Origin of the sequence: Bacillus sp. FSL P2-0099, from assembly GCF_038007445.1 — a bacterium.
In the GTDB taxonomy this organism is placed as follows: Bacteria; Bacillota; Bacilli; order Bacillales; family Bacillaceae_G; genus Bacillus_A; species Bacillus_A mycoides.
Window position 1 is genome coordinate 3,845,660 of the sequence record NZ_JBBOXE010000001.1, and the last position, 7,845, is coordinate 3,853,504.

A 7,845-nucleotide genomic window follows, 5' to 3' on the forward strand; every position below is an offset into this window, starting at 1 on the left:
TTCATTCATGGCATTCGATGGATTATTTACAAGAGCAATTACACATGAAATTGCAAATTCTCTTCAAACAGGAAGAATTTCAAAAATATATCAACCCTCAAAATATGAAGTTTTATTACATATTCGAGCAAACGGAAAAAACCAAAAACTAATTCTTTCATCTCACCCTACATATGCGCGTATGCACTTAACAAATCAAAACTACAATTCACCAGCGCTACCGCCGATGTTTTGTATGCTTCTTCGCAAACATTTAGAAGGTGGATTTATTGAAAAAATTGAACAAATTGACTTAGAACGTATTATTCAAATTACAGTCCGCAGTCGCAATGAAATCGGTGACGAATCAGTAAAAACATTAGTAATCGAAATAATGGGACGACACAGTAATATTATCTTAGTAGATACGAAAACAAATGTTATTTTAGATAGCTTAAAACACGTTTCTTTAGCGGTAAACCGACATCGTACTGTATATGCTGGAGCTGAATATGTTGCCCCACCGGCACAACATAAAGTTAATCCGCTTCTTATCGAAACAGAAGATGATTTTATTAAACCGCTAGACTTTTTATCTGGCAACATGGACAAACAACTTGTCGGAGCATTCATGGGAATTTCCCCATTATTTGCAAAAGAAGTTGTAAAAAAAGCAGGTATGGCAAATGAAAAAGCATTATCTGAAGCTTTCTTCAGCTTGCAAAAACCTTTGCTAACACATCAGTACGTGCCAGCAATGATAACAGCAAATGGAAAAGAGTTCTTTTACCTATTCCCTCTTTCTCACTTACAAGGAAACGAAAAAACATTTTCATCTGTTAGTGAATTATTAGATCGTTTCTTCTTTGGTAAAGCAGAGCGCGATCGTGTAAAACAACAAGCTCACGATTTAGAACGCTTTATGCAAAATGAAAAAACAAAAAACGAAAAGAAGCTAATTAAACTAGAAAAAACATTACAAGATGCCGGAAAAGCAGATAAATATCAACTATTTGGAGAGCTACTTACAGCCAATATGTACGCTTTGAAAAAAGGTGATAAAGAGATAGAAGTCGTTAACTATTACGACGAAAATGGTGGGACTGTAAAAATCACATTAAATCCTTTAAAAACACCATCTGAAAATGCACAACGCTATTTCCAAAAGTACCAAAAAGCGAAAAATTCAGTTGCTATTGTAGAAGAACAAATCGTAAAAACAAATGAAGAAATTCTTTATTTCGATAGCTTACTTCAACAAATGGAGGTTGCTTCTTCAAAAGATATTGAAGAGATTCGTGAAGAACTGACCGAAGAAGGTTATGTACGTAATCGTAAGAAGAAAAACTCAAAGAAAAAACCGACAAAACCAGTATTGGACAAATATTTAGCTAGTGATGGCACAGAAATTTTCGTCGGTAAAAACAATAAGCAAAATGATTATTTAACAACGAAATTCTCCCGTCGTGATGAAATTTGGTTACATACGAAAGACATACCTGGGTCCCACGTTGTCATTCGTTCTCTTGAACCTACGGAAGAGACTTTACAAGAGGCCGCTAAAATCGCTGCTTATTACAGTAAAGCAAAAGATTCTAGTTCTGTTCCTGTAGATTTCACAAAGGTACGCCATGTCAAAAAACCGAGCGGTGCAAAACTTGGATTTGTTACATATGACAATCAACAAACATTATATGTAACACCAGATGCTGATACAGTAATGAAATTAAAAGCGTAAATTAAAAAATGCGTTGCTTGCTAGCAACGCATTCTTTAATTTAGTTCATATATCCATTAACTAATTCGTAACATCTTTCTTTTGTCATCTTATATTTCTCTTCCGAAGCCTCTATACGTCTCATCGTTCCATTATTTAGATCTGTACCAATCGCTATAACTTTACTTTCTTTTTCTTTAACCCATGCAATCTGTTTTGTTTTTAATGACTGAAATGCATCAGCTGACATCGTATTTTTTAATGTACTGTAAATTTCATTTAGTTTATTATCCCATAGTTGATAATTTCCTTCTATTTCATTTACTATGTCATTTGTTGACATAACATTTGTATGTTTTTCTTCGTTTTCTAGAGCAACTAACTCATTTAGAGCCTTAGTTTTACCTAATACTGAAGAAGATTCTTTTTTTGGCTGCTTCTCTTCTTTTGAACTAGTATACGTACTGGAATCATTTCCCTTAGCTGTTTCTTGCTCTTGAATAAAATCCTGTTTCGTTACCTTCTCTTGCTCTTCATCATCTACATTGTGAGTAATAACAGATGTTTGGGCATCCACAGCAACTACTCCGTTACTTTCTTTAAAAATATATTTCTTATTTCCACTATTCTCTTCTCTAACGAAAGAGACATTCTTGAAACCTTGAACTCTAAGAATTTCGTTAGCTTCTTCTTTAGTTAACTTTAAATCTACTGGCGTATTTGATGACCATTTATCCATTAACCATTTTCCATCGGTATAAACTAAAACAAATTCCCACGTCTCCGCTTCATTCCCCATATCATTTGCAAGGATAAGCGTCTCAATCTTTAAAACATCATTTTTCTGTGAACAAGTTATTCTCACGTCTGGCTCAATATGAATTGGGAATGGCAACATATCCGTCTCTCTAGACCTATTAAATGTGTCAAGCGACTTAGGAAGCTGATTTTCTACAAACTTATCTGTAACTAATCCCTTAACTCCTTTTTTCGCTGTCTCCATATCTTCAGGATTATTTCGGCTCCATCCATTTTCTTTTTCCATCTCACTAAAAGCGTTTGCTATCCTATCTACGCTCTTTCGTACAATCTTTTTCGCTTCTTTTCCTGTCACTTCTGGTGCTTCATCAAGCTGTTCAATCTTTTCATTTACTTGAACTTTGTTTTCACTTTTTTCACAACCTGCTAGAACAAACATACTAACTACCAAGCAAAATGACATTACTTTACTTAATTTTTTCATATACTCACATTCCTTAATCCTATTTATTCGTTACGTATCCCTATCTTCGAGAGAAACCCAACAATTACCTATTGTATCAATAATCATCATTTCCTTATACATTTAATTTTATATTCAAATAAAACAAATAATATACTTTTCAAATATTTAATCTAAAAGTCGCTTATATTTTCCTTTCCTAACTTCAATATTATCAAAAAATTTGACAGTTCTATTTCGTATTTGTATAAATTTTTTTACAGTGTGTAAAGAAATTGAGTCTTGAGTTGATGTTTTTTTCATTCTCCCACTGCTAATTGAAGGAATCTGTATTTCACGAACAGCCCACCGCCCACAAATAATGGGCTAAATTTCTTATTTTCTCTAAAACATATGTAATTCCCACTATCTTTTCTCTAAAGATATTTTTTGGCATGCTATTTGCTTTATTCAATACTGTGAATAGGGGGAGGAATTAACATGACTTTACAAATTAATAAAATCCAAAAACAACTACAAAACTATGGGATTGACGGGTTACTCATTACAAAAAAAGAAAATCGCCAATATGCAACAGGATTTACAGGTAGTGCTGGCGTCGTCTTAATCTCTGCGGATACAGCTGTTTTTATAACCGATTTCCGCTATGTAGATCAAGCAAAATCACAAATAAAAAAAGCTGAAATCATTATGCATAATGGGAATTTAGAAAAGGAAGTTGCCAATCAAGTATCAAAATTAAATATCCAAAAACTTGGAATTGAAGAAAACAATATAACTCTGCAACAATTTAAGAAACTACAAAAATATATACATACGGAAATGGTTCCAGTTTGCGAAATCATTGAAAATATTCGCCTTATTAAAGACACACCTGAAATAGAAACAATGAAAATTGCAGCTAATATCGCTGACGAAGCATTTCACCACATCCTTCAGTTTCTAAAACCAGGAATAAGTGAGACTGCTGTCCGAGACGAATTAGAATTTTTCATGCGAAAAAAAGGAGCTGCATCTTCGTCGTTTCAAATCATTGTAGCTTCTGGTGTTCGTTCTTCCCTTCCTCATGGAGTCGCATCGAATAAAATAATCGAACGCGGCGATATCGTTACATTAGATTTCGGTGCCCTTTATAATGGATATTGTTCCGATATTACACGTACTGTAGCAATCGGCGAGCCATCAGAAGAATTTAAAAAAATATATAATGTTGTCTTAGAAGCATTAAAGCGTGGAACTGAAGCGATTAAACCTGGAGAAACTGCGAAAAGTATCGATGATGTAACGAGAAATTACATTACAGAACATGGATATGGTCAATATTTTGGTCACTCTACAGGGCACGGTCTTGGCTTAGAAATACATGAACCTCTTCGCCTATCCCAAGAAAGTAAAGCTACTTTAGAAGAAGGTATGGTTGTTACAGTTGAACCAGGTATTTACATACCAAACTGGGGCGGTTGTAGAATTGAAGACGATATCGTAATTACAAAAGAAGGATATGAAGTTATTACAAAATCAAATAGAGAGCTAATTGTTATTCCTTGTTAATATTATAAAATTTTTAACAGGATTTTTTCCCTGCACATAGAATTCTTTCTCTGGAGTATTCGTTTAAAGAGGGGGAATTTTAATTGAATTTTGTAATTGATAAAATAGATGGTTTACAAGTTGAATTTTCAAAACTTGTTTCCATGATGAATTACGCTCGTTACACAACGATGCAAGCGGTGGAAGGTTTAACAATTGAAGAACTTGATTATTTATATGATGATGAAGCAAATTCAATTGGCATGCTATTATATCACATGGCTGCTATTGAATTTTACTACCAAATTCATACCTTTGAAGATCGTGAACCGACAGATGCTGAATTAGAGCGGTGGTTACCTGCTGTTGAACTAGGGAATCTTGGACGTGAGAAAATAAAAGGAAACTCTATAGAATTTTACATCAATACATTACAAGAAGTACGCTCTAAAACAATTGAAACTTTTCAATCGTTACCCGATGAATGGTTATTTAAAACGACAGATTTTTGGTATGACAAACCAGCTAACAATTATTTCAAATGGTTTCACGTATTTGAAGATGAGATCAATCACCGCGGACAAATTCGTTTGATTAAGAAGATGCAAAAAGTTCATGCAGTGAAATAAGAAAGTGCCACCTTATCCGGTGGCACTTTCTTCTACTCATTCGCAAATATTTTTCCGTTTACTTTTTTAGCGACCACTGTTACCGCTATTAAAATGAATATTAAATATAACCATTTTGTCAAAAGTAACCACCCTTGAAAAATCGCTATTTCATTTATTTGTTCATAACCTTTTATTAGCAAAAACGGGATCGTACTAATTATAATGACAAACTCAATACTAAAAATAATTTTCTTTTTTCGACTATATGCTTTCCATTCATTCCAGCGATACATAGGTGCAAAAATCAATACTCCTATACATAATATAACTGGTACCCATTCACTTTTAAGAAATTGCCCTGAAATAACTGATAATAGTAAACAAGCGAGCACACCGTAATACCCTATTTTCTCTCTCATTCGTACTACCTCCATTCTACCCTCTCTTTAATATGTAACTCCCTATTCTTATCATGACTCTTAGAAACATAACGACTATAATTACAAGATAAAGACCTTTTGCAGAAGACATCCAATCTTGAAACATAGACATTTTCTCCATTTTCTTTTCGCCCTCTATTAAAATAACCCCTACGACAAATGAACAAACAACAATGATACCTATCATAATTCCAATACTTTTCTTACCATGTTGTTTCATGTCATCCCAACGATATAACAGTATAAAAACAAACCCAAAAACAGGTATGATACTTATCCATTCATTGTTTGTAAGCAGATTTAAAATGATTAATAGACTACAAGATATGATAAATCCCCAAAAACCAATTTCTTTGCGCATAAGTCCTCATTTAATTCCATTTTTAGGATTAATTGCATTGTAACATCCATTTATTGTTCTTACCATTACAGTACATGAAATTTCACTTTTTTTCTTTTTCCTATACTCACATACTTTCACTGCTTCCATACAATGAACTACACGAATGCCTAAAGGATGTGAATGTTATGGGAGTTGAATTAACGCTTTTACATGCTCTCTATGTTCTTTGTTTACTCACTATTATTACCTTTTTTATTTTTAGAAAAGATACGACGATCATTTGTATCGTTTTTATCTTTTTATTAGCATTAACCGCTACAAGTTCTATCCCTCTTGCCATTAGTGGTATCTTTCAAAGTTTCATTTACGCCATTACCGAACTATTACCAACTATATTAATCATCTCCATTATCGTATCAATGAGCAACCTACTCGTTCATACCGGCATAAATGATACGATGATTTCACCATTTACAAAGATGATTCGGACACCTGCACATGCCTACTGGATTATCGGTCTTTTAATGATGACAATTTCCTTTTTCTTTTGGCCTTCTCCAGCTGTCGCCTTAATGGGGGCCATTTTATTACCAGTCGCTGTACGCGTCGGCCTTCCGCCAATTGGAGTCGCAATCGCTATGAACTTATTCGGACACGGCATCGCCTTATCTGGTGACTTCGTTATTCAAGGTGCACCGAAATTAACTGCAGATGCTGCTGGTCTTCCTGTTTCCAGCGTTGTTTCAGCCAGTGTTCCCCTCGTTATCGTTATGGGTATTGTGACAACTTCCGTCGCATTTTTCTTCTTACGAAAAGAATTTCATACAGGCTTATCTATACAAGAATCTATTCCATCAACTGAGTCTTCTAAAACGCTCACTTCATTATCTCCTCAGACAAAAAAATGGCTCGCTATTTGTATTCCGATCGTATATACCATAGATATTCTTTGCATGATTCAATTTAAACTACAAGGAAGCAATGCAACTGCACTTATCGGCGGGACGACTGTTATTATGATTATCATCATTTCTCTCATCGCCTACAAAGGTAATGGACTGAATAAAACGACCGATTATTTTATAGAAGGGCTCCAATTTGGATTTAAAATCTTTGGTCCAGTTATCCCAATTGCTGCACTCTTTTATTTAGGAGATAGCGGCTTTATAAAAATTATCGGAGACTATTTACCGAAAGGTTCACATGGAATCATTAACGACTTAGGAATCGCCTTATCCCAAACTGTACCTTTAAATCAATATGTATCGGCAGGAACATTAACTATTGTTGGTGTCATAACAGGCTTAGATGGATCTGGTTTTTCCGGTATATCACTTGCTGGTTCGATTGCAAACCTTTTCGGAACAGCACTTGGGCATGGAACCGCTACATTAACAGCACTTGGGCAAATTGCAGCAATCTGGACCGGCGGTGGCACTTTAATTCCTTGGGCGCTTATTCCTGCCGCTGCCATATGCAAAGTAGATCCGTTTGAACTTGCGCGCCGAAACTTTTTACCAGTTGTGATTGGCTTAATCGTCACCACGATCGTTGCGATGTTTATTCTATAGCGTAAGCGAGTATTCTCTTGCTTACGTTTTTTATTGTGAAATCAATCATTTATTACTGACTTTCAAAAGGGATTATGTATATGTTAGCGAAGTTATATTAGGAGAGTATTTATTTCAAAACGTTTACGAGAAACAGATTACTTCAATTAGAAAAGGGGACATAACTATGAATGAATTGATTTTTGTCTTATTAATTTGTCCATTACTTATCTTTATCGTTTCTGTTATTGGAACACGTAGAACGAGAACGTACTATGTAATGCCAATTGTAACGTTTGCTAGTTTTTTAATAGTAGGTGCTATCGCCTTCCCTCCAAAGTTTTTCTTTTGGGTCGGTATGTATAGTATCTTCTCATTTATTATTTCTTATATGACTCTATTGTTTGTGAGAGGATATGAAGTTGCAGAAAACAATAAGTAGTTATTAGTGAG

At 34.5% G+C, this 7,845-nt stretch carries 8 protein-coding genes; 5 read left to right on the plus strand and 3 right to left on the minus strand.

What is annotated here, in order from left to right; translation table 11 throughout:
• Positions 1-7: 7 nt before the first annotated feature.
• On the plus strand, positions 8-1,717 hold the full coding sequence (locus MKY90_RS19715; protein WP_002128838.1) for an Rqc2 family fibronectin-binding protein: 1,710 nt from the start codon (positions 8-10) through the stop codon (positions 1,715-1,717).
• A gap of 40 nt (positions 1,718-1,757) precedes the next feature.
• Here the strand turns inward: MKY90_RS19715 and MKY90_RS19720 are convergent, their stop codons facing one another.
• Complete coding sequence (locus MKY90_RS19720) at positions 1,758-2,939, minus strand: lysozyme inhibitor LprI family protein (protein ID WP_098167427.1); 1,182 nt, start codon at positions 2,937-2,939, stop codon at positions 1,758-1,760.
• Between the two features lie 459 nt (positions 2,940-3,398).
• On the opposite strand from MKY90_RS19720, the gene MKY90_RS19725 reads away from it, so the two are divergent.
• Both MKY90_RS19725 and MKY90_RS19730 read left to right on the plus strand, forming a co-directional pair.
• Positions 3,399-4,469: a M24 family metallopeptidase gene (locus MKY90_RS19725; protein ID WP_063219166.1), complete on the plus strand. Its 1,071-nt coding sequence runs from the start codon at positions 3,399-3,401 to the stop codon at positions 4,467-4,469.
• A gap of 83 nt (positions 4,470-4,552) precedes the next feature.
• Complete coding sequence (locus MKY90_RS19730) at positions 4,553-5,077, plus strand: DinB family protein (RefSeq protein WP_341092394.1); 525 nt, start codon at positions 4,553-4,555, stop codon at positions 5,075-5,077.
• Positions 5,078-5,109: 32 nt separating this feature from the next.
• Here MKY90_RS19730 and MKY90_RS19735 read toward each other — a convergent pair whose 3' ends face one another.
• Together MKY90_RS19735 and MKY90_RS19740 are read right to left on the minus strand one after the other, a co-directional pair.
• Positions 5,110-5,478, minus strand: a complete 369-nt coding sequence (locus MKY90_RS19735; protein ID WP_063219221.1) for a YoqO family protein — start codon at positions 5,476-5,478, stop codon at positions 5,110-5,112.
• 16 nt (positions 5,479-5,494) lie between these two features.
• Complete coding sequence (locus tag MKY90_RS19740; protein WP_063219164.1) at positions 5,495-5,860, minus strand: YoqO family protein; 366 nt, start codon at positions 5,858-5,860, stop codon at positions 5,495-5,497.
• A 167-nt stretch (positions 5,861-6,027) separates the two neighbouring features.
• Between MKY90_RS19740 and MKY90_RS19745 the strand changes: the two genes are divergently transcribed.
• Both MKY90_RS19745 and MKY90_RS19750 read left to right on the plus strand, forming a co-directional pair.
• Positions 6,028-7,413 carry a hypothetical protein gene (locus MKY90_RS19745; RefSeq protein WP_341092396.1) on the plus strand — a complete coding sequence of 462 codons (1,386 nt, stop codon included), beginning with the start codon at positions 6,028-6,030 and terminating at the stop codon, positions 7,411-7,413.
• 166 nt (positions 7,414-7,579) lie between these two features.
• Complete coding sequence (locus tag MKY90_RS19750; protein ID WP_002033769.1) at positions 7,580-7,834, plus strand: YbeF family protein; 255 nt, start codon at positions 7,580-7,582, stop codon at positions 7,832-7,834.
• Positions 7,835-7,845 lie beyond the last annotated feature (11 nt).

Bases quoted from the DNA above. Each gene is read 5' to 3' on its own strand.
- MKY90_RS19715 (WP_002128838.1), top strand. From the start codon at position 8: ATGGCATTCGATGGATTATTTACAAGAGCAATTACACATGAAATTGCA.
- MKY90_RS19720 (WP_098167427.1), bottom strand. From the start codon at position 2,939: ATGAAAAAATTAAGTAAAGTAATGTCATTTTGCTTGGTAGTTAGTATG.
- MKY90_RS19725 (WP_063219166.1), top strand. From the start codon at position 3,399: ATGACTTTACAAATTAATAAAATCCAAAAACAACTACAAAACTATGGG.
- MKY90_RS19735 (WP_063219221.1), bottom strand. From the start codon at position 5,478: ATGAGAGAGAAAATAGGGTATTACGGTGTGCTCGCTTGTTTACTATTA.
- MKY90_RS19740 (WP_063219164.1), bottom strand. From the start codon at position 5,860: ATGCGCAAAGAAATTGGTTTTTGGGGATTTATCATATCTTGTAGTCTA.
- MKY90_RS19745 (WP_341092396.1), top strand. From the start codon at position 6,028: ATGGGAGTTGAATTAACGCTTTTACATGCTCTCTATGTTCTTTGTTTA.
- MKY90_RS19750 (WP_002033769.1), top strand. From the start codon at position 7,580: ATGAATGAATTGATTTTTGTCTTATTAATTTGTCCATTACTTATCTTT.